Here is a 20,542-nt window from a genome sequence, read left to right on the forward strand (position 1 = left end):
GCTGATATCAGCTGGTCTTTTTGTTATGAGGTCTTTTTTTGAAGAAGCAGCTGAGCGATATAATAGGGAAACTTTACTTCAGCTGTATGTAAAAACTGCTGAATGAGGACATAGTCGTCACTTGCACATTGGAGGAGAAGGTCATACCACCATTCTGTTTCATATCTGGCGATCATGCTTAGGTTATAGGCAATCAAATAATGAACCAATAATTCAGGGAGTTTTAAAAAGCGGTCTCGCTCAGCGGGAAAAAAATATGTCTCGCTTTCTAATTCGAAAAGCAAGCTAGTCGAAGTGCTTGGCTGATATTCCTTTTGCTCTGAAGAAAAGATCAGGCAGCCCTCGTTTTCTTGGCAAAATGTCCAGTTCAAATGATATTCAACATGTTCGACAAACCGTTTGGATGACATATTGTAAGCATTGGCGATGTCATCGGGCAGCCAAATAAGACCATCTTGGACAACTGCTTTTACCATTGGGTTTTGTTTTCTTTGGAATGACAGCACTTTATTGATTTCCGGAATTTTGGCCAAGAGCTGTTTCATGCTAAAACGTTCATCTCTCAAACCTTGCAATTGAAAAAGAGATTGCACCACATGCATACATAAGCCATTTCTTTGGACTTTTACTTCATCTTCATAAAATCGGTAATTTTGTTTTTTCCGTTTCCTAGTGGTTACGCCATGTGCAAGCACTGACGTATGGCTGGGATAGGAAGGATCTGTCGTTAATAAGCAGGCTTTCAAAAGCTGTGCCATTCCATAAAATAAAAGAATCGGCTTAATTTCTAAAGAAGCGATTTTGGCTTGTTTATAGAAGGCTTCCGCATGTTTGAGAAAAAAAATAAACCGTTCTCCATTTTTATAAGAGTTTCTTTTAGGATCCTCCATATCTTGATTTTTATATACCATTTCAAGAAAATGCTGGGATGTTTCGACAGAATAAAACAGCTCTAATTCCTTCCATCCTTTATTTTGCATGAACTCCACTTCCCTCTTGGTTATTTTCTAAAAATTACAACTGTTTCCCGCTTTCTTGACAGTCGGTATTCAAGTTGATAATCTACATATAATATTTTGCCGAAAAGAGGGGGATTTACTATGTGGGAAAGCAAATTTTCGAAAGAAGGCTTAACATTTGATGATGTATTGCTTGTTCCGGCCAAATCAGAAGTTCTTCCACGCGATGTTGATTTATCGGTTGAGCTTACTTCATCTATTAAGCTGAATGTTCCAATTATCAGTGCAGGCATGGATACTGTCACAGAAGCTCAAATGGCCATTGCAATGGCAAGACAGGGCGGCATGGGCATCGTCCATAAAAACATGTCAATTGAACAGCAGGCTGAACAGGTTGATAAAGTAAAGCGTTCAGAGCGCGGCGTTATTACGAATCCGTTTTTCCTAACACCCGAACATCAAGTTTTTGATGCAGAGCACTTAATGGGCAAATACAGAATCTCCGGTGTTCCCATTGTCGATAACGAAGAAGATCAGAAGCTGGTTGGAATTATTACAAACCGCGACCTTCGGTTTATTTCCGACTATTCCATGAAAATCAGCGATGTCATGACAAAAGAAGAGCTGGTCACTGCTCCTGTCGGCACAACATTAGATGAAGCAGAAAAAATTCTTCAGAAATATAAAATCGAAAAACTCCCTCTTTTAGATGATCAAGGTGTTTTAAAAGGACTGATCACGATCAAAGATATCGAAAAAGTGATCGAGTTCCCGAATTCAGCGAAAGATGTGCATGGACGTCTGCTTGTAGGAGCGGCAGTCGGAGTAACCGGCGATACAATGACGCGCGTCAGAAAGCTTGTTGAAGCCAATGTCGATGTCATTGTCATTGATACGGCACACGGCCATTCACAAGGCGTGCTTGATACAGTCAAGAAAATCCGCGACACATATCCTGAATTAAATATTATTGCCGGAAACGTCGCAACTGCTGAAGGCACAAAAGCGCTGATTGATGCCGGCGCTAATGTCGTCAAAGTCGGTATCGGACCGGGATCTATTTGTACAACCCGTGTTGTAGCCGGCGTCGGCGTCCCGCAAGTGACTGCGGTTTATGACTGCGCGACTGAAGCCAGAAAGCACGGCGCTACAATTATTGCAGACGGCGGAATCAAGTTTTCCGGGGACATTGTGAAGGCCTTGGCAGCCGGCGGACATGCCGTCATGCTGGGAAGTCTTCTTGCCGGTACATCTGAAAGCCCTGGCGAGACGGAAATTTACCAAGGCAGACGCTTTAAGGTCTACCGCGGAATGGGTTCAGTTGCGTCAATGGAAAAAGGAAGCAAGGATCGCTACTTCCAAGAAGAAAATAAGAAGTTTGTCCCTGAAGGAATTGAAGGCCGGACACCTTACAAAGGGCCTGTTGCCGATACGATTTATCAGCTTGTCGGCGGCTTGAAATCAGGTATGGGCTACTGCGGAACAAAAGATTTGAACGCGTTAAGAGAAGATGCTCAATTCATCCGCATGACTGGTGCGGGACTGCGAGAAAGCCATCCGCATGACGTGCAAATTACCAAAGAATCGCCCAACTATACCATTTCCTAATCAAATATGACAAAAATTAAAGTGTAGACAGAGTGATACTCTGTCTATTTTTTTTTGCTTCATTATGATAAAATTTATAATGTTGTGTTAAAAAAATGTCTTTTATGGCTTTGATATAGATTTTAGTCTGATGAAAAGCGGAGGTATCATGATTTGAAAAGCAAGAGAATAAAACAGCTGATCATGTTTGTCGTTGCTTTTGCGGTGGCGGTTGGGGCTTTTTCTCCTATGTCAAAAGCGAAAGCTGCAAATGATCCAATTAGTGTTGATGCGAAAGCGGCAATACTGGTGGAAGCTTCTTCAGGGAAAATTTTGTACAGCAAAAATGCTGATCAGCGTCTTCCTGTTGCCAGCATGGCTAAAATGATGACGGAGTATCTTCTTTTGGAAGCGATCCACGAGGGCAAAGTGAAATGGGACCAAAAATATACTCCTGATGAGTATGTGTATGAAATTTCCCAGGACCGTTCGTTATCCAACGTCCCTCTTCGCAAAGACGGCTCTTATACTGTAGAAGAGCTTTATCAGGCGACTGCGATTTATTCCGCAAACGCAGCGGCAATCGGACTTTCTGAGATCATTGCCGGTTCTGAATCAAAGTTTGTAGAATTGATGAATCAAAAAGCAAAAGAACTAGGAATGAAAAATTACAAATTTGTAAATGCGACAGGTTTGGAAAACAAAGATCTTCACGGCAAACATCCAAGCGGAACAAGCGGTGATGAAGAAAATGAAGTATCTGCGAGAGACATGGCGCTTCTTGCCGACCATTTAGTCAATGATTATCCTGAAATCCTTGAAACGGCAAGCATTGCAAAAACGAAGTTCAGAGAAGGCACAGATGATGAAATGGACATGCCAAACTGGAACTTTATGCTGAAAGGTCTTGTTCAGCAATATGAAGGTGTTGACGGCCTGAAAACCGGATCAACTGATTCAGCGGGATCATGCTTTACTGCAACTGCCGAAAGAAACGGCATGCGTGTCATTTCCGTCGTCCTTGATGCGAAAGGCGACCTTCATACGGCGCGTTTTAAAGAAACGAAAAAAATGCTGGATTATGCATTTGATCATTTCACAATGAAAGAGTTTTACGCAAAAGGCGCGCAAGTAAAAGGCAACGAAACGATCACAGTTGACAAAGGTAAAGAAACTGAAGTCGGCATCGTGACTGAAAAGGCCTTTTCAATGCCTGTGAAAAACGGTGAAGAAAAGAATTACAAGGCGAAAGTGACGCTGAATAAAGATGAGCTGACCGCACCTGTTAAAAAAGGTGAGAAAGTCGGGACCCTGACAGCTTCTTATAAGGGAGAAGAGAAGGACTACGGCTTTATTGGCAGCGATGTGTCAGGTGTAAACCTGGTGACAAAAGAAAATGATGAAAAAGCAAACTGGTTTATTTTAACGATGAGAAGCATCGGCGGTTTTTTTGCCGGCTTATGGAACAGTGTCGTTGATATGGTGACCGGCTGGTTTTAATACATAAAGAGCTCTATTTCTAGGGCTCTTTATTGTAATATCTAAAGGAATGCTAACGATTTGTTATAAAAATAGAAATAATCTTCGTGTTTTTCCATATGATTTTGTGGAATTATAGGATACAATAAGATTAAATCTGAACATTCTATCTTTGATTAGGGGGATCCTTGAAATGGCTCAAACAGGTACTGACCGTGTAAAACGCGGAATGGCAGAAATGCAGAAGGGCGGCGTCATTATGGACGTTGTCAATGCCGAACAAGCAAAAATCGCAGAAGAAGCAGGAGCCGTCGCAGTTATGGCATTGGAACGCGTTCCGGCTGATATCCGTGCGGCTGGCGGGGTTGCCCGCATGGCAGATCCGACCATTGTCGAGGAAGTCATGAACGCTGTTTCAGTTCCGGTCATGGCGAAAGCGCGTATCGGACATATCGTGGAAGCGCGTGTTCTCGAAGCGCTTGGCGTTGATTATATTGATGAAAGTGAAGTTTTGACTCCAGCGGATGAAGAATTTCATTTAAATAAAAATGAGTATACTGTTCCGTTCGTATGCGGATGCCGCGACCTTGGGGAAGCAACGCGCCGGATCGCAGAAGGAGCTTCCATGCTCCGCACAAAAGGCGAGCCTGGAACGGGTAATATCGTTGAAGCCGTTCGTCATATGAGAAAAGTGAACGCTCAAGTGCGCAAAGTGGTTGGCATGAGTGACGACGAGCTGATGACAGAAGCGAAAAACCTCGGTGCTCCTTATGAGCTGTTGCAGCAAATCAAAGCTGAAGGACGTCTTCCGGTTGTAAACTTTGCTGCCGGCGGTGTGGCAACGCCTGCTGATGCTGCTTTAATGATGCAGCTTGGCGCGGATGGCGTTTTTGTAGGGTCAGGTATTTTCAAATCTGATAATCCTGCTAAATTTGCTAAAGCTATTGTTGAAGCGACAACGCATTATACAGATTACAAGCTGATTGCCGAGCTTTCAAAAGAGCTTGGAACTGCAATGAAAGGTATTGAAATCTCAAATCTGCTGCCAGAACAGCGTATGCAAGAACGCGGCTGGTAATCATTAAGGAGACGGATTGACATGCTGACAATTGGTGTACTTGGACTTCAGGGAGCAGTAAGAGAACATATTCGCTCAATTGAAGCATGCGGTGCAGCCGGAAAAGTCATTAAATGGCCGGAAGAACTGAAGGAAATCGACGGCTTGATTTTGCCTGGAGGCGAAAGTACGACGATGAGGCGCCTCATTGACACGTATCGGTTTATGAAGCCGCTTCAGGAATTTGCCGCATCCGGAAAGCCGGTATTTGGAACTTGCGCAGGGTTGATTATGCTGGCAAAAAACATTGCCGGAAGCGATGAAGCTCACATCGGTGTTCTCGATGTCACTGTTGAGCGCAATTCATTCGGCAGACAAAGAGAGAGCTTTGAAGCAGATCTAACCGTCAAAGGGCTGGACGAACCGTTTACAGGTGTGTTTATCCGCGCCCCTCACATTTTGAAAGCGGGCGAAAAGGTAGAAGTTCTTTCTGAACACAATGGAAGAATCGTCGCTGCTAAACAAGGAAATCTTCTCGGCTGTTCCTTCCATCCCGAGCTGACGGATGACCACAGGATGACAAAGTTGTTTGTGGAGATGGCTGAACAGCATAAACAGGAAGCCGTTGTATAAAACGGTTGAAAGCTGTGAAAACTTGTAGTACATTTATAAGACAATATAGATCGAAAAGCGTTGATAGGAAACAGTAGGAAGCCTTTCTTTCAAAAGAGAGCCGATGGTTGGTGCGAATCGGTGAAAGATGCTGTCCGAATCCATCCTTGAGCGAAATGCTGAACAATGAAAGTAGGCATTTACGGGATACCCGTTATCAAAAGGAAGCGGAAAGCAGGACCACTTGTCCTGTTTTCAATCAGGGTGGCAACGCGAGAGCTCTCGTCCCTTTATATTAGGGAATCGAGGGCTCTTTTTTTCGGTCAAATCAGTGTAAAAGGAGCGAGGCAGATGCTTGATGTCAAACTGCTGCGGGCAAATTTTGAAGAAATCAAACAAAAGCTTGCCCACAGGGGAGAAGATTTAACAGACTTTGATCGATTTGAGGAATTGGATGCCAAACGAAGAGAATTGATTGTCAAAGTAGAAGAACTGAAAGGGAAGCGCAATGAGGTGTCCCAGCAGGTTGCCGCTTTAAAGCGCGAGAAAAAAGATGCCGACCATATCATTAAAGAAATGCGCGAGGTCGGCGAACAAATTAAAAAACTAGATGAAAGCTTGAGGACTGTCGAGTCTTCTCTGGACATGATCATGCTGTCCATTCCGAACATTCCGCATGAGTCTGTTCCGGTTGGTGAGACTGAAGACGATAATGTAGAAGTGCGCGAATGGGGCACGCTTCCTCAATTTTCCTATGAAGCAAAGCCGCATTGGGAAATCGCCGATCAATTGAACATTCTTGATTTTGAACGGGCCGGAAAAGTAACAGGCAGCCGCTTTGTTTTTTATAAAGGGCTTGGCGCCAGACTTGAACGTGCATTATATAACTTTATGCTTGACCTCCATGTAGATGAGTACGGTTATACAGAAGTCATTCCTCCTTACATGGTCAACCGTGCAAGTATGACAGGTACAGGCCAGCTTCCAAAGTTTGAGGAAGACGCCTTTAAAATCAGGGAAGAGGATTATTTCCTGATTCCGACGGCAGAGGTTCCGATTACTAACCTGCATCGCGATGAAATTTTATCCGCCGACGATTTGCCGGTCAATTATGCTGCGTTCAGTGCGTGCTTCCGTTCAGAAGCCGGCTCAGCAGGCCGGGATACCCGCGGATTGATTCGCCAGCATCAATTTAATAAGGTTGAACTTGTCAAATTCGTAAAGCCCGAAGATTCCTATGAAGAGCTTGAGAAACTGACAAATCAAGCTGAAAAGGTGCTTCAGCTGCTTGAACTCCCATACCGCGTCATGAGCATGTGTACGGGTGATTTAGGGTTTACTGCCGCGAAGAAATACGATATCGAAGTATGGATTCCGAGTCAGGATACGTATCGTGAAATTTCATCTTGCAGCAACTTTGAAGCCTTCCAGGCGAGACGGGCCAACATCAGGTTCCGAAGAGAAGCAAAAGGCAAGCCTGAGCATGTCCATACATTGAATGGATCAGGTTTGGCAGTCGGCAGAACGGTTGCCGCTTTATTGGAGAACTATCAGCAGGAAGACGGAAGTGTCGTCATCCCTAAAGTTCTGCGTCCTTATATGGGGAACAGAGAAGTCATTAAACCATCATAAAAAGGTGCGTCATGAGGCGCACCTTTTTTATTTTAACGACCAGACGGCGGCGATATTTCGTGCGCAGTGCTCCAAGTATGCACTGCCATTGGCTAGAGATTCCTCCAAGGAAGTGATTCCCGGGACGATCGAAAAAAGCGCTGAGATTCCTTTGTCATAAACGAGTTCACAGCCCTCGCCAAGCGAGCCTGCGAAGGCGATCACGGGAATATCTGCTTTACCGGCCCGTTTTGCCACTCCTGCAGGCGTTTTTCCGTAGATGGTTTGGCCGTCTATTTTCCCTTCTCCTGTAATGATAAGATCGGCTCCTTTGATCCTTTCTGAAAAAGATAAGGTATCCAAGACGATTTCAACGCCGCTTTTTAATTCCGCTTTTAAAAAGGCATACAAGCCCGCTCCCAAGCCGCCTGCCGCGCCAGCACCAGGGAGCAAATCAGCCTCAAGGTTTAACTCATCCCTGATCATCTCGGCGTAATGTTTCAAATTCTGGTCTAAAAGAGCGGCCATTTCTTCAGTCGCCCCTTTTTGAGGCCCGAATATGGCAGATGCTCCGCGAGGTCCTGTAAGCGGGTTGTCAACGTCGCAGGCTGCCTCAAATTTGATCTGTTTTAATGCTGGATGCAGACCGCTCATATCAATTTGAGCTATTTGAGAGAGCTTTCCGCCGCCATCCTGAATCTCCTTCCCGTCACGGTTCAGAAACTTCACCCCAAGTGCGCTGGCCATGCCGGCTCCTCCGTCATTTGTAGCACTTCCGCCCAGTCCGATGATCATCTTGTCTGCGCCTTGTTCTATGGCATCTGCGATCAGTTCTCCGGTTCCTCTTGTTGTTGTCAGGAGCGGGTTTCGCTGTTTAGGAGGAACAAGGTGAAGGCCTGACGCTTCAGCCATTTCAATAACGGCTGTTTTTCCGTCTCCAAGGAGCCCATAAGCGGCTTTGACCGGTGTTCCGCGAGGCCCTGTCACCTTTTTGTAAATCAATTCCCCGCCGGTTGCGTCAACCAGAGCCTGAACAGTTCCTTCTCCGCCGTCAGCAACCGGAATTTTAATATACTCGGCATCAGGAAGCACGGCCTTAAAGCCTTTTTCAATGCTTACAGCCGCTTCCATAGAGGTCATGCTTTCCTTAAATGAATCAGGTGCAATCACGATTTTCATAGCTTCAGCTCCTTTTTAAATAAAGAATTGAAAAATTCCAAAAATCAAGGTTGAAATGATGGTTAAGATCAATCCGATGACCGACTCATAAGGAATAAGTTTAAGGCGTTCTTTCATCGACATGAATACGCTGCCTCCTGTCGTATGAAAGAAACTACCGTGAGGCAGGTGGTCAAGTACAGTAGCCCCGGCGTGAATCATGGCTGCACCTGCGAGGCCGGCGACGCCAAGATCAAGCAATGTCGGGCCAAATACGCTGCTGGCGACAGCGGTTCCCGCAGTTGTTGAGGCTGTGGCCATGGACATCAGCATACCCGAAATCGGAGCCAAAAGAAACGCTGGCAGACCCAATCCGACAAGGCTGTCTGTGATCAATCCGTTAAGTTCAGAATTGGCGATGATTCCGGCAAGTGTTCCAGTCCCGATCAGCATGACGGCGACACCTGACATTTTGGAAAGACCTGAAGCGGCAAAATCCTTTAGCTTTCCTGCTTGCCCTGAAGCAATTGCTGTGATGAAGCCTCCTGCCGGCAGAGCTATAATCGGATCAATCGTAATTCCCGCGGCGGGCCTTAAAGCAAGTAACAAAATAGCGGCGGCGGGCCCGCTGATCGCTGCCCAAAATGACGGAAGATGCTGAGCGGAGCTGCTTTCAATCTCGTCAGAAGCAACTTGTGTTCCTCTATTGGAAAGCCGCTTAGCTAACAAATATGTGGCCCCCAAACCGAACAGAGCGGGGATGATCCCTGCCGCCATGACGGATGTCAAAGGGACATGAAACGCATCTGAAGCAGCGATCGCATTGGGATTTGGAGACATGATATTTCCCGCTTTACCTCCGCCGATCATCGCCAAAAGAATCGCTGCTTTACTGATTGACACCCGCTTTGCGATGGCCAGGGCGATCGGGGCGACAGTAATGACCGCGACATCGACGAATACGCCGACTGTTGTTAAGATAGCCGCTGCCAAAGTCAATGCAAGCAATGCTCTTTTCTCACCCATTTTATGAACGATGGTTTCGGCTATGACAGCTGCTGAACCTGACTGAATCAGCACACCTGCAAGCACGCCTGCTGCCAAAATACGGAGCACAGCGGGAATCATGTTTTTAGCCCCTGTCATCATCAAATCTGTTGTCTCTATCAAATCCGCACCGCCAATTAGGCCCCCTGCTAATGCTCCGACCATCATTCCATAAGCCGGCGGCACTTTTTTCAAAATTAAAAAGATAGAAATGGCTAATGCACAAAGGGCGCCTATAGCGTGTATTTGAATATCCAATCTGCATCCCTCCTTTACGTCCAATTGTAAACGCTTTCTATCGAAGGGAGAATTGTTCAGACATACGGATTTTATCGTTTTATCCCATGTTAAAATTGTTCATTTGCACAAAAGGATGAAAAAAGCGTGATAGCTGTATATAGTTTAAACAAGTCTTCCAAATGCTTTGGGTTGCATCCGGTCGCTGATTCGATTTTTTTCAAGCGATAATTTAATGTATTGCGGTGAATGAACAGTCTTGAAGAAGCCTCTGCCATTTCACCGTTTACTTCTATGTAACAGAGAAGGGTTTTGGCCAATTCGCCTTTCGGATCTGCTTGAGAAAGGCGCTCCCAGATTTTTTTGAAATGAATTTCCTGATCGGGCTGCTGGATCTTTGAAAGAAGGACGGGAATCGCGAAATTCCGGTAATCACAGAAATCATGGCGGAATCCCATCGTTTGAGCGATCCTCAAGGTTTGTTTTGCACTTTGATAGGAAAAAGGCAGCTGTTGAAGCTGATCCGCCTGCTCTCCCATCGCTCCCATGATGGTCTTCCATTGGCTGAGCCAATCGTGCCAGGCTGAATAGATTTCAGACCGGCTTTTACCGGGTTCATCTGTCAGAAGAACAGCAATCTCCGTTAAAGAAATATTGGCGTAGAGATCTTGAGGCTTTAATTGCTTTTCAAGTTTTTTGATAAATGCCGGCTTCATATCAGCGGATGGGAGCTCAAATACTAGGCAAATGCGCTTGCTTTCCAGTGGAATACTTAAACGCTCTGCGCGTTCCAGAAAATCAAGGGACATCAAATCATCTCCCTGGATCATTTGGATGACCGTTTCTTCCCGCAGTCTTTGATCCCATGTCAGCTGTTTTGTCAAAAACGCCTGTTGAACGGTTAGTTCCGCGGCCATTTTGACCAGTTCTCCATAATGGCTGACTTCAGAAGGGGATCCGGTAATGCCGATGACACCGATCATTTCATCGTGAAATGCGATCGGGAGGTTTACTCCCGGTTTTGTTCCTGTCAAAACAGAACATTCCTCAGGTGTGATGCTGATTCCGCTATTAGCTGAAAGAACATCTTTTGCTCCGGCATGTTCATCGCCAATCCTTGAGCGGTCGCCGGAGGCGATGATAACTCCGTTTCCATCCATGATGTTAATGTTATGTCCAATAATCGACATTGTTCTGTCGACAATTTCCGCTGCCAGTTCTTTTGATAGATACTTCATTGATCGCTGCTCCTGTCAGTTGATTTAATGTCCTGTTTTTAAATCTGAACTTTTCCATCAATCCACCATTCGATAAACTGTTTTAAAGAGGGGGCAACCCAAGTGCGGCTGTCATCCTCATGATTCCAAACATATATATCGTCTTTTTGAATGGAGCCATTTAAAATGGAATAAGCAAATAAATCACCGTTCCTGCATCAGTGATAAATAAGAGACAGTCAAAGGGCATGTATATATCCTTAAAAACTTCGCCATTTTTCAGCTCCTCATTTTCCTCTATGATTCAGTCTGCGAACCAAATGAGAGGGCAGTCGAATTCATCGTTTATTCCATCTGTTTCTTTCAGCAGACTTTCCAGTTCATTTGGGAGCTGAATATTGAGTTTTCGTTTGATTTCTTCCAATCTTGCTGTTTGAGAGGGTTTGTTAAACGTATATTCTTCGGATAAACGCCTGATCAAATGTCTCCACATTTTCATCACCCTTTGCTATAATAGGTTCTTGCAGGATCATTATAAGCAAGAAATTATTATAATTAAATTTTTATCAAAAAATCTCTTGACTCAAAAACACAGGACATGTTATATTAATTCTTGTCGATACGGAGGAATACCCAAGTCTGGCTGAAGGGATCGGTCTTGAAAACCGACAGGGGTGTCAAAGCCCGCGGGGGTTCGAATCCCTCTTCCTCCGCCATTATTGATTTGCATTTTAGTGATTGACTAAGCATAAATTGGAGATTGTGTTGCCGCTGCCTGAATAGGGTAGCGGTTTTTTTGTATCTTTCAGCAAAAAAGAGCGGATTCCATTGGGAAACCCGCTTTTTTGTATGCCTATCTTTGGATGGCTTCGCTTATTTTCTCAATAATAGGGTCCAGAGAGGCTGAGTTGTTGAACAGGTCATATTCTTCTATATTGACTCTTACCACAGGACAGGCATTAAAGCCGCTGATCCAGTTTTCGTATCTTGTGTACATTTCCTCCCAATAAGCCCTGTCTGTTTGCAGCTCCATTTCCCGTCCGCGCTTTTGGATGCGATCCAGAATCGTTTCCAAATTGCCCTCCAAGTATACTAGGACGTCCGGACGAGGGAAGTATGGCGTCATCACCATCGCTTCAAACAGGCTTGTATAGGTTTTATAGTCGACTTTTGACATTGTGCCTTTATCTGCATGCATCTTGGCGAAAATGCCTGTGTCTTCATAAATCGAGCGGTCTTGAACAAATCCGCCGCCTGATTCAAAAATATATTTTTGTTCTTTAAACCGTTCTGCTAAAAAGAAAATTTGTAAATGAAAGCTCCAGCGTTCAAAGTCTTGATAGAAAGCCTCCAAATAAGGATTATTGACGACTTCTTCAAGAGATGTTTTAAATTCGAGTCTTGTTGCAAGCTCTTTAGTTAATGTGGATTTTCCCACTCCTACCGTGCCTGCAACAGTAATGATGGCATCCTTCGGAATATTATGTACACTCATCCTATATACTCCTTTACTTGATCGGCAATCCGATTAAAAACGGCTTCCGATAAAACAAAATCTTCCTGGTCTCCGTTTATTTCAATGATCGGCAGTGATGGGTCGTCTTTTTTGATTTGCTTGATCGCAGTTTCATAATCCTTGATCAGCTGTTCCAAATAAAGCTCGTCCATTTGCTGCTCAAACGGCCGTCCGCGTTTTTTAATTCGTTTTAATAATGTCGGCAGACTTGCCCGGATGTAGATGATGATATTTGGTTTAGGCAAATCCTCTGTGAGCAGCTGATAAATCTTTCTGTATTTCTCAAGGTTTTTACCTTCTAACGTCCGTTCCGCAAAAATGACATTTTTATAAATATGGTAGTCGGAAATGACGGGCGCGTTTTTATGTAAATACTTTTTTTCAGTATCTTCAAGCTGTTTATAGCGATTGCAAAGGAAAAACATTTCAAGCTGAAAGCTCCATTCGTCTTTGTCTTCGTAAAATTTGCCGAGGAAAGGGTTCTCTTCGACAATTTCTTTGACCAAAGACAGAGAAAGCCTTTCTGAAAGCATGCAGGCCAATGTTGTTTTTCCCGCCCCGATGGGACCTTCGACAGCGATGAAAGGGGCTGTATTCATAGGTGTCCTCCTACTCAGATAAGCCATTTGCTTATAATTTATGATCCATCCATATTGTATCACATCATGTTCTATTGCCCATGAAAAAAACGTTCCGTCAACTTGGGAACGTCTCTTTGTCAACATTAAATTGATCTGCAATCAGGAGCCAGTTTTGCGGGAATGAGAGGCCGAGTTTCCAATAGCTGATCCCCCTTAAATTTAACTCTTTGATCAGATCAAATTTTGCCTGGATGGATCGCGCATCTTCAAACCAAACCTCATGCTGCTTGCCCGCACTGTCTGTATAGCGGAAATAAGGGGCCTGGGCTGTTTCATCGTACAATATGGCTGCATTGTTTTCGCTGGCAATTTGTATAGCCCTTTGCGGACTAATCGCTTTGGCGAGTTCTCCTCCGGGAGTATAAGGAAGAGTCCAGTCATAGCCGTATAGATTTTGCCCCATAACGATTTTATTGGCAGGCATTTCAGTAAGCGCATATTCAATAACATCTCGTACAGGACCAATCGGTGACACCGCCATTGGCGGCCCTCCGCTGTAGCCCCATTCATACGTCATCAGTACGACAAAATCGACGATTTGGCCATGTGCCCGATAGTCGTGTGCTTCATACCATTGTCCCGGCTGGTCGGCTCTTGTTTTAGGAGCGAGGGCGGTAGAGATCAACCAGCCTTCCCGTCTGAAACGGTCCCGGGCTTCCCGCAGAAATTGATTATATGCTTCTCTATCCTCCGGCCTTAAGTATTCAAAGTCAAAATGAATGTCTTTAAACCCGTATCTTCTGGCGGCGGCAACGATGTTATCGAGCAGTTTGCTTTTTACATTCTCGTCTGTCAGGATGATCCTGCCAAGCTCGTCGCTGAAGGCTTCATTTTCAAGATTGGTGACAATCATCATCATGGTAGTCCGCTGTCTGTCGGCAATTTCTTTTAAATTGTCGAGCGGCGGCTCCTCAAGCGTGCCGTCCCGCTTTGCTTGAAAGCTGAAAGCACCGAGGTAGGTCAGGTATGGAACCGCCTCTCTCGCCGCCTGCTGAAGTGCGGGGCTGACGCTTTCTCCCCGCGGCTCTATATAAGCGTTTGTTTCTAAGTTCCGCTTTGGCCGCGGCGGAATGTACAACAATATTCCGACAGGTAAAAGGGCACCTAGCTGAATGCGGTTGATTCTGGCCAGTTCTGCAACAGGAATATTAAAACGCCCAGCGATCGTAGCCAGTGTATCACCTTGCTGCACCTCATAAAACTGTCCGGCAATCGGTATGATGATGGTTTGTCCGACAACGAGTCGATTTGGATTGGGAATTTCATTCGTTTCTACAATTTCATTGACCGTTGTTCTGTACCGATTCGCAATTCTGTAAAGGGTATCGCCTCTTTTCACGACATAAATCTGAATGGGAAACGCCTCCTTTCTCATTGCTATCACTATATGAGAAAAGGAAGTGTTTCATGCTCTAAGTTTCCGTAATGAGATGTTTGGCGGCTGTGATATTGGCAAACAGGACATTTTCCATGATAGTCAATGCATATTTGTTGTCTTTTTCATGATTGGATGCAATACAATCGTGGGGAATCGTGATTTCGTATTCCCGCATATAGGCGTCGTTGGCTGTAAACAGAACGCAAATATTGCCGGCGATTCCCGTGATGATTAAATGATGGATATGAAGTTCATTTAATAAAGTTTCAAGAGCGGTGCCGTAAAAAGCTGAATGCTTCGGTTTGATTAAAAAATAGTCGCTTTCTTTAGGTGCGAGCCGTTCAATGATGTTTTTGCTTCTGTCATTTTTGCATTTCTTCATAATGGCAGCAATATCTGCTTGCCAAATTCCGAAATGGTCATTAATGTAGATGATAGGCCAATTCATTTTCTCGGCATGTTTTTTCAGAGCCAGAATATCATCGGCCATTTCCTCTGTTTTTTTTGAAAGGACATCGCCCATATCGAAATGAAAATCATTGATCATGTCTACAATAATGAGGGCGGTATCTGGAGTGGACAAGTCGCTTTTACTCCTTTCAGGTTCAAATTTCATATTTCATTATCTATATGTTAGCCTTTCTGAATGGGGAAAAAACATTGAAAGAGTGCGTGCAGATGACACAAGACGAGCTTTATATGAGAGAAGCGATCCGCGAAGCGAAAAAAGCTGAAGAAAAGGGAGAGGTGCCAATCGGCGCTGTTCTTGTTCTGGATGATGAAATCATTGCCCGTGCCCATAATTTAAGGGAAACAGAGCAAAGAGCGCTTGCACACGCAGAAATGCTTGTCATAGACGAAGCGTGCAAGAAGCTGGGAACATGGCGTCTTGAAAGAGCGGTTCTTTACGTTACGCTTGAGCCCTGTCCGATGTGTGCCGGAGCTGCTGTTCTTTCGAGGATTGATAAAGTTGTATTTGGAGCATTTGATCCTAAAGGCGGCTGTGCAGGAACTTTGATGAATCTTCTTCAGGAGGAGAGGTTTAATCATCAGGCTGAAGTGGTAAGCGGAGTAATGGAAGAAGAATGCGGGAGGCTGCTCAGCGATTTTTTCAAGAATCTCCGCGCAAAAAAGAAAGCGGAGAAGCAAAACAAACTGGAATGACGGATATTTGCAATTTAGGATGAAACAAGTTATACTATTGAGTGCGTCACAAACAGACGCGGCCTTTATAATTTGATATTTATTTTGCCGTGCTAAGCGGGGAGGTAGCGGTGCCCTGTACTCGCAATCCGCTCGAGCGAGGCCGAATTCCTTTCTCGAGGTTCGTTTACTTTAAGGTCTGCCTTAAGCAAGTGGTGTTGACGTTTGGGTCCTGCGCAATGGGAATCCATGAACCATGTCAGGTCCGGAAGGAAGCAGCATTAAGTGGAACCTTCCATGTGCCGCAGGGTTGCCTGGGCTGAGCTAACTGCTTAAGTAACGCTTAGGGTAGCGAATCGACAGAAGGTGCACGGTAAATCAATCATCAAATTAACACTCATCTATTTTCAGATAGATGAGTTTTTTTCTTAAGAAGAGCTTTTGGAATTGAAAGCCGCTTCATGTATAATAAGATTGAAGATATTAAGAGGAGGGCGTGTTTGTGAGTTACCAAGCTTTATATAGAGTGTTCAGGCCGCAGTTGTTTGAAGATGTAGTCGGTCAGGAGCACATCACGAAAACGTTGCAAAATGCCCTTTTACAAAAGAAATTTTCTCACGCTTACCTGTTTTCCGGACCGAGGGGGACAGGGAAAACAAGCGCTGCAAAACTGTTTGCCAAAGCTGTCAACTGTGAGCATGCTCCAGTCAGTGAACCGTGTAACGAATGTTCCGCGTGTAAAGGCATTACAAGCGGTGCAATTTCAGATGTGATCGAAATTGATGCCGCATCTAACAACGGTGTAGATGAAATACGCGACATTCGGGATAAAGTGAAATTTGCTCCGTCTGCTGTCACGTATAAAGTATATATCATAGATGAAGTACATATGCTTTCTATTGGCGCATTCAACGCTCTTCTCAAAACACTTGAAGAGCCGCCTGAGCATTGCATATTTATTCTCGCGACGACAGAGCCCCATAAAATCCCTTTAACAATCATTTCAAGATGTCAGCGTTTTGATTTTAAAAGAATCACCTCACAGGCGATTGTCGGCCGAATGAAAAAGATTGTTGAAACAGAACAGTTCAAGGTGCAGGAAGGCGCACTGGAAATCATCGCTGGAGCTGCAGACGGTGGAATGAGGGATGCTTTGAGTCTGCTGGATCAGGCAGTATCCTTCAGCGGCGAGGAGCTCACGGTCGATGATGCCTTGCTGATCACGGGCGCCGTGTCTCAGCATTATATAGGAAAGCTTGCGTCTACCCTTCATGAAAAAAATGTTTCGGGTGCTTTGGAGACATTGAACGAACTGCTTCAGCAGGGGAAAGACCCGGCCAAGCTGATCGAGGACATGATTTTCTATTTCAGGGATATGCTTCTTTATCAAACGGCGCCGGATTTAGAAGGCGTACTTGAAAAGGTGAAAGTGGACGAAGAGTTCCAAAACCTCTCTCAGCAAATTCCCTCACAACACCTTTATGAAATGATTGATATTTTAAATAAGAGTCATCAGGAAATGAAATGGACGAATCATCCGCGCATCTTTTTTGAAGTCGCGGTTGTGAAGCTTTGCCAGGGTGCAAAAACCGAGCTGCCTTCGGCTGGACAGCCTGAAGTAGAAAACCTCGTGAACAAGGTGCGCCAGCTGGAACAGGAAATTACCCAGCTCAAAACATCGGGGGTGCAGGTTTCCGCGGCTCCAAGTCAGCCAAAAGAAGCAACACGCCCTCAAAAAAGCGCGAAAAGCGGTTATAAGGCCCCTGTCGGCCGGATCCATGAAATATTAAAAGAGGCTACAAGACCGGACCTTGAAAAATTAAAGGGCTACTGGGGAGAATTGCTTGCTCAGCTCAAACAGCAAAATAAAGTTTCACATGCTGCCTTATTAAATGACAGCGAACCGGTGGCGGCATCTTCAAAGGCATTCGTCCTTTCATTTAAATATGAAATTCACTGTAAAATGGTTGCCGAAGATAATAATGGAGTCAGGACAAACCTGGAGCAGATTTTAGACGGAATGCTCGGCGGGAGAATAGATATAGTTGGCGTTCCTGAAGCACAATGGGGTAAAATAAGAGAAGAATTTCTGCAGGATCATCAGCAGGAAGAATCAGAATCAAATGAATCAAAAGTAGAGGAAGATCCGCTCATAGCAGAAGCTAAAAAGCTGTTTGGAGCGGAACTGATTGAAATTAAAGAATAAAACATGAAAGAGAGTGGTTTTCAGTATGCGCGGTGGAATGGGAAACATGCAAAAAATGATGAAGCAAATGCAAAAAATGCAAAAGGATATGCAAAAGGCACAGGAGGAGCTTGCTGAAAAGGTGCTTGAAGGTACAGCAGGCGGCGGAATGGTCACTGTTAAAGTGAACGGCCAAAAAGAAATCATCGACGTCGTCATTAAAGAAGAAGTCGTCGACCCTGAAGATGTTGAAATGCTTCAAGACCTCGTTCTTGCAGCGACAAATGATGCTTTAAAACAAGTGGATGAAATGACAAATGAAACGATGGGTAAGTTTACAAAAGGAATGAACATGCCGGGTTTATTCTAGGAGGAAAATAAGAATGCAGTATCCTGAACCAATATCAAAGCTGATTGACAGCTTTATGAAATTGCCAGGAATCGGACCGAAAACGGCTGTCCGTCTGGCTTTTTTTGTTCTCAGTATGAAAGAAGATGTTGTGCTAGATTTTGCAAAAGCGCTGGTAAACGCAAAGCGCAATTTAACTTATTGTTCGGTTTGCGGCCATATAACGGATCAAGATCCCTGCTATATTTGTGAAGATACGAGAAGAGACAAATCGGTCATATGTGTCGTTCAGGATCCGAAAGATGTAATTGCTATGGAGAAGATGAAAGAATATGAAGGGTTGTACCATGTTTTGCATGGAGCAATTTCTCCGATGGACGGAATTGGTCCGGAAGATATTAAAATACCCGAATTGTTGAAGCGATTGCAGGATGATCAAGTGACTGAAGTGATCCTCGCAACAAACCCGAATATAGAAGGAGAAGCAACGGCCATGTACATTTCAAGGCTTTTAAAGCCATCTGGTATCAAGCTGTCACGAATTGCCCATGGACTTCCGGTCGGCGGCGATTTGGAATATGCAGATGAAGTCACTCTTTCTAAAGCGCTTGAAGGCAGACGTGAAATGTAGAGGGAGGAGATTGCAGTACCATGGGTTTTCTTCGGAAAAAGAAGCTTAGAAAAGAATTTGACAACAAGCTGATTGAACAGCTGATGCGGCAAAAGGAAGAATGGAACAGGCAAAAACGGCTGATTGAACACAGCCTTGAACCTTCCGCTGAAGTTCTCCATGAGTTAAACGTAGCCGAGGCGAAATACTTTTTTTATTTGCGGGAAGCCAAAAAAAGAAACTTAAGAATCGGCGGCTGGAAGTAGCAGGTCTATTTGCATGAATCTCTTCATATGCTTGTACTAGAAAAGGCGAGGAGTGAGAGAATTCATGGGATCTGCTATTATTATAGGGGCAATTGTGGCTTTGGTTGCCCTTCTGTTTTTTTCAAAGGCTTCCTTTAAACCTTTAAAATGGATGGGCACGATTGCTGTTAGATTTATTGTCGGCGCTCTGTTTTTGTTCTGTGTGAATTTGTTTGGAGAAAGCATGGGCATTCATGTGCCGATTAATCTTGTGACTACTGGAGTCAGCGGGATATTGGGAGTGCCGGGAGTAGCGGCTCTGATTGTCATTAAACAGTTTATCGTAATTTAATATTTTGTTGACACTTTTCTGCAGAGGTGTTATATTAGTATTCGTCGCTAACGGCGAATCATTTTTTTTGAAAAAAGTTGTTGACGACATATTGGATAAATGTTATTATATTATAGTCGCTTCGAGAGCGGCAACGAAGTTCTTTGAAAACTAAACAAGACAAACGTACCTGTTAATTCATTAAATAAATCGCACATGCGAATGTGCGTAGTCATTGTCAAACTTCATGGAGAGTTTGATCCTGGCTCAGGACGAACGCTGGCGGCGTGCCTAATACATGCAAGTCGAGCGGACCGACGGGAGCTTGCTCCCTTAGGTTAGCGGCGGACGGGTGAGTAACACGTGGGTAACCTGCCTGTAAGACTGGGATAACTCCGGGAAACCGGGGCTAATACCGGATGCTTGATTGAACCGCATGGTTCAATCATAAAAGGCGGCTTCGGCTGCCGTTTACAGATGGACCCGCGGCGCATTAGCTAGTTGGTGAGGTAATGGCTCACCAAGGCGACGATGCGTAGCCGACCTGAGAGGGTGATCGGCCACACTGGGACTGAGACACGGCCCAGACTCCTACGGGAGGCAGCAGTAGGGAATCTTCCGCAATGGACGAAAGTCTGACGGAGCAACGCCGCGTGAGTGATGAAGGTTTTCGGATCGTAAAGCTCTGTTGTTAGGGAAGAACAAGTACCGTTCGAATAGGGCGGTACCTTGACGGTACCTAACCAGAAAGCCACGGCTAACTACGTGCCAGCAGCCGCGGTAATACGTAGGTGGCAAGCGTTGTCCGGAATTATTGGGCGTAAAGCGCGCGCAGGCGGTTTCTTAAGTCTGATGTGAAAGCCCCCGGCTCAACCGGGGAGGGTCATTGGAAACTGGGGAACTTGAGTGCAGAAGAGGAGAGTGGAATTCCACGTGTAGCGGTGAAATGCGTAGAGATGTGGAGGAACACCAGTGGCGAAGGCGACTCTCTGGTCTGTAACTGACGCTGAGGCGCGAAAGCGTGGGGAGCGAACAGGATTAGATACCCTGGTAGTCCACGCCGTAAACGATGAGTGCTAAGTGTTAGAGGGTTTCCGCCCTTTAGTGCTGCAGCAAACGCATTAAGCACTCCGCCTGGGGAGTACGGTCGCAAGACTGAAACTCAAAGGAATTGACGGGG

General features: G+C 44.9%; 19 protein-coding genes, 1 tRNA gene, 1 rRNA gene, 1 other RNA gene, 1 pseudogene and 1 other annotated feature (1 of these 24 only partly in view). Of the genes and pseudogenes, 14 read left to right on the top strand and 9 right to left on the bottom strand.

Features of this window, described 5'->3' with window-relative positions:
- Positions 1 to 23: 23 nt before the first annotated feature.
- Positions 24 to 980, bottom strand: a complete 957-nt coding sequence (locus tag RBH91_RS00065) for a YaaC family protein (RefSeq protein WP_307893041.1) — start codon at positions 978 to 980, stop codon at positions 24 to 26.
- Positions 981 to 1,100: 120 nt separating this feature from the next.
- On the opposite strand from RBH91_RS00065, the gene guaB reads away from it, so the two are divergent.
- The 5 genes from guaB to serS all read left to right on the top strand — a co-directional run bounded on the left by guaB (position 1,101) and on the right by serS (position 7,326).
- Positions 1,101 to 2,567, top strand: coding sequence for an IMP dehydrogenase (gene guaB, locus RBH91_RS00070; RefSeq protein ID WP_076763625.1), 1,467 nt, complete (start codon positions 1,101 to 1,103; stop codon positions 2,565 to 2,567).
- Positions 2,568 to 2,750: 183 nt separating this feature from the next.
- Entirely contained in the window at positions 2,751 to 4,046 is a 1,296-nt protein-coding gene (locus tag RBH91_RS00075; RefSeq protein WP_404802486.1) for a D-alanyl-D-alanine carboxypeptidase family protein, read from the top strand.
- A gap of 172 nt (positions 4,047 to 4,218) precedes the next feature.
- Positions 4,219 to 5,103: a pyridoxal 5'-phosphate synthase lyase subunit PdxS gene (pdxS, locus tag RBH91_RS00080; protein WP_148959335.1), complete on the top strand. Its 885-nt coding sequence runs from the start codon at positions 4,219 to 4,221 to the stop codon at positions 5,101 to 5,103.
- Positions 5,104 to 5,124: 21 nt separating this feature from the next.
- The gene (pdxT, locus tag RBH91_RS00085) at positions 5,125 to 5,715 is read left to right on the top strand and encodes a pyridoxal 5'-phosphate synthase glutaminase subunit PdxT (RefSeq protein ID WP_307893042.1); all 591 of its coding nucleotides are present in this window, start codon (positions 5,125 to 5,127) and stop codon (positions 5,713 to 5,715) included.
- 51 nt (positions 5,716 to 5,766) lie between these two features.
- Positions 5,767 to 5,987: a binding site (T-box leader), on the top strand.
- Positions 5,988 to 6,045: 58 nt separating this feature from the next.
- Positions 6,046 to 7,326 carry a serine--tRNA ligase gene (serS, locus tag RBH91_RS00090; protein ID WP_076763634.1) on the top strand — a complete coding sequence of 427 codons (1,281 nt, stop codon included), beginning with the start codon at positions 6,046 to 6,048 and terminating at the stop codon, positions 7,324 to 7,326.
- Positions 7,327 to 7,353: 27 nt separating this feature from the next.
- On the opposite strand, the gene RBH91_RS00095 is transcribed toward serS, so the two are convergent.
- The 4 genes and pseudogenes from RBH91_RS00095 to RBH91_RS00110 form a co-directional block, all read right to left on the bottom strand.
- The gene (locus RBH91_RS00095; RefSeq protein ID WP_307893043.1) at positions 7,354 to 8,484 is read right to left on the bottom strand and encodes a glycerate kinase; all 1,131 of its coding nucleotides are present in this window, start codon (positions 8,482 to 8,484) and stop codon (positions 7,354 to 7,356) included.
- Positions 8,485 to 8,499: 15 nt separating this feature from the next.
- Positions 8,500 to 9,768 carry a GntP family permease gene (locus tag RBH91_RS00100; RefSeq protein ID WP_307893044.1) on the bottom strand — a complete coding sequence of 423 codons (1,269 nt, stop codon included), beginning with the start codon at positions 9,766 to 9,768 and terminating at the stop codon, positions 8,500 to 8,502.
- 89 nt (positions 9,769 to 9,857) lie between these two features.
- Positions 9,858 to 10,985, bottom strand: coding sequence for a CdaR family transcriptional regulator (locus tag RBH91_RS00105; RefSeq protein WP_307893045.1), 1,128 nt, complete (start codon positions 10,983 to 10,985; stop codon positions 9,858 to 9,860).
- Between the two features lie 38 nt (positions 10,986 to 11,023).
- A pseudogene (locus RBH91_RS00110) lies at positions 11,024 to 11,457 on the bottom strand (SMI1/KNR4 family protein).
- A 130-nt stretch (positions 11,458 to 11,587) separates the two neighbouring features.
- On the opposite strand from RBH91_RS00110, the gene RBH91_RS00115 reads away from it, so the two are divergent.
- A tRNA-Ser gene (locus RBH91_RS00115) sits at positions 11,588 to 11,680 on the top strand.
- Positions 11,681 to 11,817: 137 nt separating this feature from the next.
- Here the strand turns inward: RBH91_RS00115 and RBH91_RS00120 are convergent.
- The 4 genes from RBH91_RS00120 to RBH91_RS00135 all read right to left on the bottom strand — a co-directional run bounded on the left by RBH91_RS00120 (position 11,818) and on the right by RBH91_RS00135 (position 15,082).
- A complete protein-coding gene (locus tag RBH91_RS00120) occupies positions 11,818 to 12,459 on the bottom strand; it encodes a deoxynucleoside kinase (RefSeq protein WP_307893046.1) in 642 nt (213 codons plus the stop codon).
- Positions 12,456 to 13,079 (bottom strand): deoxynucleoside kinase, encoded by a 624-nt coding sequence (locus RBH91_RS00125; RefSeq protein WP_307893047.1) that lies wholly within the window; start codon positions 13,077 to 13,079, stop codon positions 12,456 to 12,458. The genes RBH91_RS00120 and RBH91_RS00125 overlap by 4 nt, the downstream gene beginning before the upstream one ends.
- Before the next feature lie 97 nt (positions 13,080 to 13,176).
- Complete coding sequence (locus RBH91_RS00130; RefSeq protein WP_307893049.1) at positions 13,177 to 14,496, bottom strand: glycoside hydrolase family 18 protein; 1,320 nt, start codon at positions 14,494 to 14,496, stop codon at positions 13,177 to 13,179.
- A gap of 37 nt (positions 14,497 to 14,533) precedes the next feature.
- Positions 14,534 to 15,082 carry a cysteine hydrolase family protein gene (locus tag RBH91_RS00135; RefSeq protein ID WP_307893051.1) on the bottom strand — a complete coding sequence of 183 codons (549 nt, stop codon included), beginning with the start codon at positions 15,080 to 15,082 and terminating at the stop codon, positions 14,534 to 14,536.
- Between the two features lie 95 nt (positions 15,083 to 15,177).
- Between RBH91_RS00135 and tadA the strand changes: the two genes are divergently transcribed.
- From tadA to RBH91_RS00175, 8 genes are all read left to right on the top strand, one after another.
- Positions 15,178 to 15,663 carry a tRNA adenosine(34) deaminase TadA gene (gene tadA, locus RBH91_RS00140; protein ID WP_307894603.1) on the top strand — a complete coding sequence of 162 codons (486 nt, stop codon included), beginning with the start codon at positions 15,178 to 15,180 and terminating at the stop codon, positions 15,661 to 15,663.
- Between the two features lie 87 nt (positions 15,664 to 15,750).
- Positions 15,751 to 16,016: signal recognition particle sRNA large type (ffs, locus tag RBH91_RS00145), an RNA gene on the top strand.
- Between the two features lie 128 nt (positions 16,017 to 16,144).
- The gene (dnaX, locus tag RBH91_RS00150) at positions 16,145 to 17,848 is read left to right on the top strand and encodes a DNA polymerase III subunit gamma/tau (RefSeq protein ID WP_076763658.1); all 1,704 of its coding nucleotides are present in this window, start codon (positions 16,145 to 16,147) and stop codon (positions 17,846 to 17,848) included.
- Between the two features lie 25 nt (positions 17,849 to 17,873).
- Positions 17,874 to 18,197: a YbaB/EbfC family nucleoid-associated protein gene (locus tag RBH91_RS00155; protein WP_076763661.1), complete on the top strand. Its 324-nt coding sequence runs from the start codon at positions 17,874 to 17,876 to the stop codon at positions 18,195 to 18,197.
- Positions 18,198 to 18,210: 13 nt separating this feature from the next.
- The gene (gene recR, locus RBH91_RS00160; RefSeq protein WP_076763663.1) at positions 18,211 to 18,807 is read left to right on the top strand and encodes a recombination protein RecR; all 597 of its coding nucleotides are present in this window, start codon (positions 18,211 to 18,213) and stop codon (positions 18,805 to 18,807) included.
- 20 nt (positions 18,808 to 18,827) lie between these two features.
- The gene (locus RBH91_RS00165) at positions 18,828 to 19,052 is read left to right on the top strand and encodes a YaaL family protein (RefSeq protein WP_076763665.1); all 225 of its coding nucleotides are present in this window, start codon (positions 18,828 to 18,830) and stop codon (positions 19,050 to 19,052) included.
- Positions 19,053 to 19,116: 64 nt separating this feature from the next.
- The gene (locus tag RBH91_RS00170) at positions 19,117 to 19,383 is read left to right on the top strand and encodes a pro-sigmaK processing inhibitor BofA family protein (protein ID WP_307893053.1); all 267 of its coding nucleotides are present in this window, start codon (positions 19,117 to 19,119) and stop codon (positions 19,381 to 19,383) included.
- Between the two features lie 223 nt (positions 19,384 to 19,606).
- Positions 19,607 to 20,542 (top strand): 16S ribosomal RNA (locus tag RBH91_RS00175); it runs 613 nt beyond the window's last position.

Source organism: Bacillus swezeyi, assembly GCF_030908325.1.
Lineage (GTDB): Bacteria > Bacillota > Bacilli > Bacillales > Bacillaceae > Bacillus > Bacillus swezeyi.

Coding starts and splice junctions, on each gene's coding strand:
- pdxS (WP_148959335.1), top strand. CDS start 4,219: ATGGCTCAAACAGGTACTGACCGTGTAAAACGCGGAATGGCAGAAATG.
- RBH91_RS00095 (WP_307893043.1), bottom strand. CDS start 8,484: ATGAAAATCGTGATTGCACCTGATTCATTTAAGGAAAGCATGACCTCT.
- pdxT (WP_307893042.1), top strand. CDS start 5,125: ATGCTGACAATTGGTGTACTTGGACTTCAGGGAGCAGTAAGAGAACAT.
- recR (WP_076763663.1), top strand. CDS start 18,211: ATGCAGTATCCTGAACCAATATCAAAGCTGATTGACAGCTTTATGAAA.
- RBH91_RS00155 (WP_076763661.1), top strand. CDS start 17,874: ATGCGCGGTGGAATGGGAAACATGCAAAAAATGATGAAGCAAATGCAA.
- RBH91_RS00065 (WP_307893041.1), bottom strand. CDS start 980: ATGCAAAATAAAGGATGGAAGGAATTAGAGCTGTTTTATTCTGTCGAA.
- tadA (WP_307894603.1), top strand. CDS start 15,178: ATGACACAAGACGAGCTTTATATGAGAGAAGCGATCCGCGAAGCGAAA.
- RBH91_RS00125 (WP_307893047.1), bottom strand. CDS start 13,079: ATGAATACAGCCCCTTTCATCGCTGTCGAAGGTCCCATCGGGGCGGGA.
- guaB (WP_076763625.1), top strand. CDS start 1,101: ATGTGGGAAAGCAAATTTTCGAAAGAAGGCTTAACATTTGATGATGTA.
- serS (WP_076763634.1), top strand. CDS start 6,046: ATGCTTGATGTCAAACTGCTGCGGGCAAATTTTGAAGAAATCAAACAA.
- RBH91_RS00120 (WP_307893046.1), bottom strand. CDS start 12,459: ATGAGTGTACATAATATTCCGAAGGATGCCATCATTACTGTTGCAGGC.
- RBH91_RS00130 (WP_307893049.1), bottom strand. CDS start 14,496: ATGAGAAAGGAGGCGTTTCCCATTCAGATTTATGTCGTGAAAAGAGGC.
- RBH91_RS00170 (WP_307893053.1), top strand. CDS start 19,117: ATGGGATCTGCTATTATTATAGGGGCAATTGTGGCTTTGGTTGCCCTT.
- RBH91_RS00165 (WP_076763665.1), top strand. CDS start 18,828: ATGGGTTTTCTTCGGAAAAAGAAGCTTAGAAAAGAATTTGACAACAAG.
- RBH91_RS00105 (WP_307893045.1), bottom strand. CDS start 10,985: ATGAAGTATCTATCAAAAGAACTGGCAGCGGAAATTGTCGACAGAACA.
- RBH91_RS00075 (WP_404802486.1), top strand. CDS start 2,751: ATGTTTGTCGTTGCTTTTGCGGTGGCGGTTGGGGCTTTTTCTCCTATG.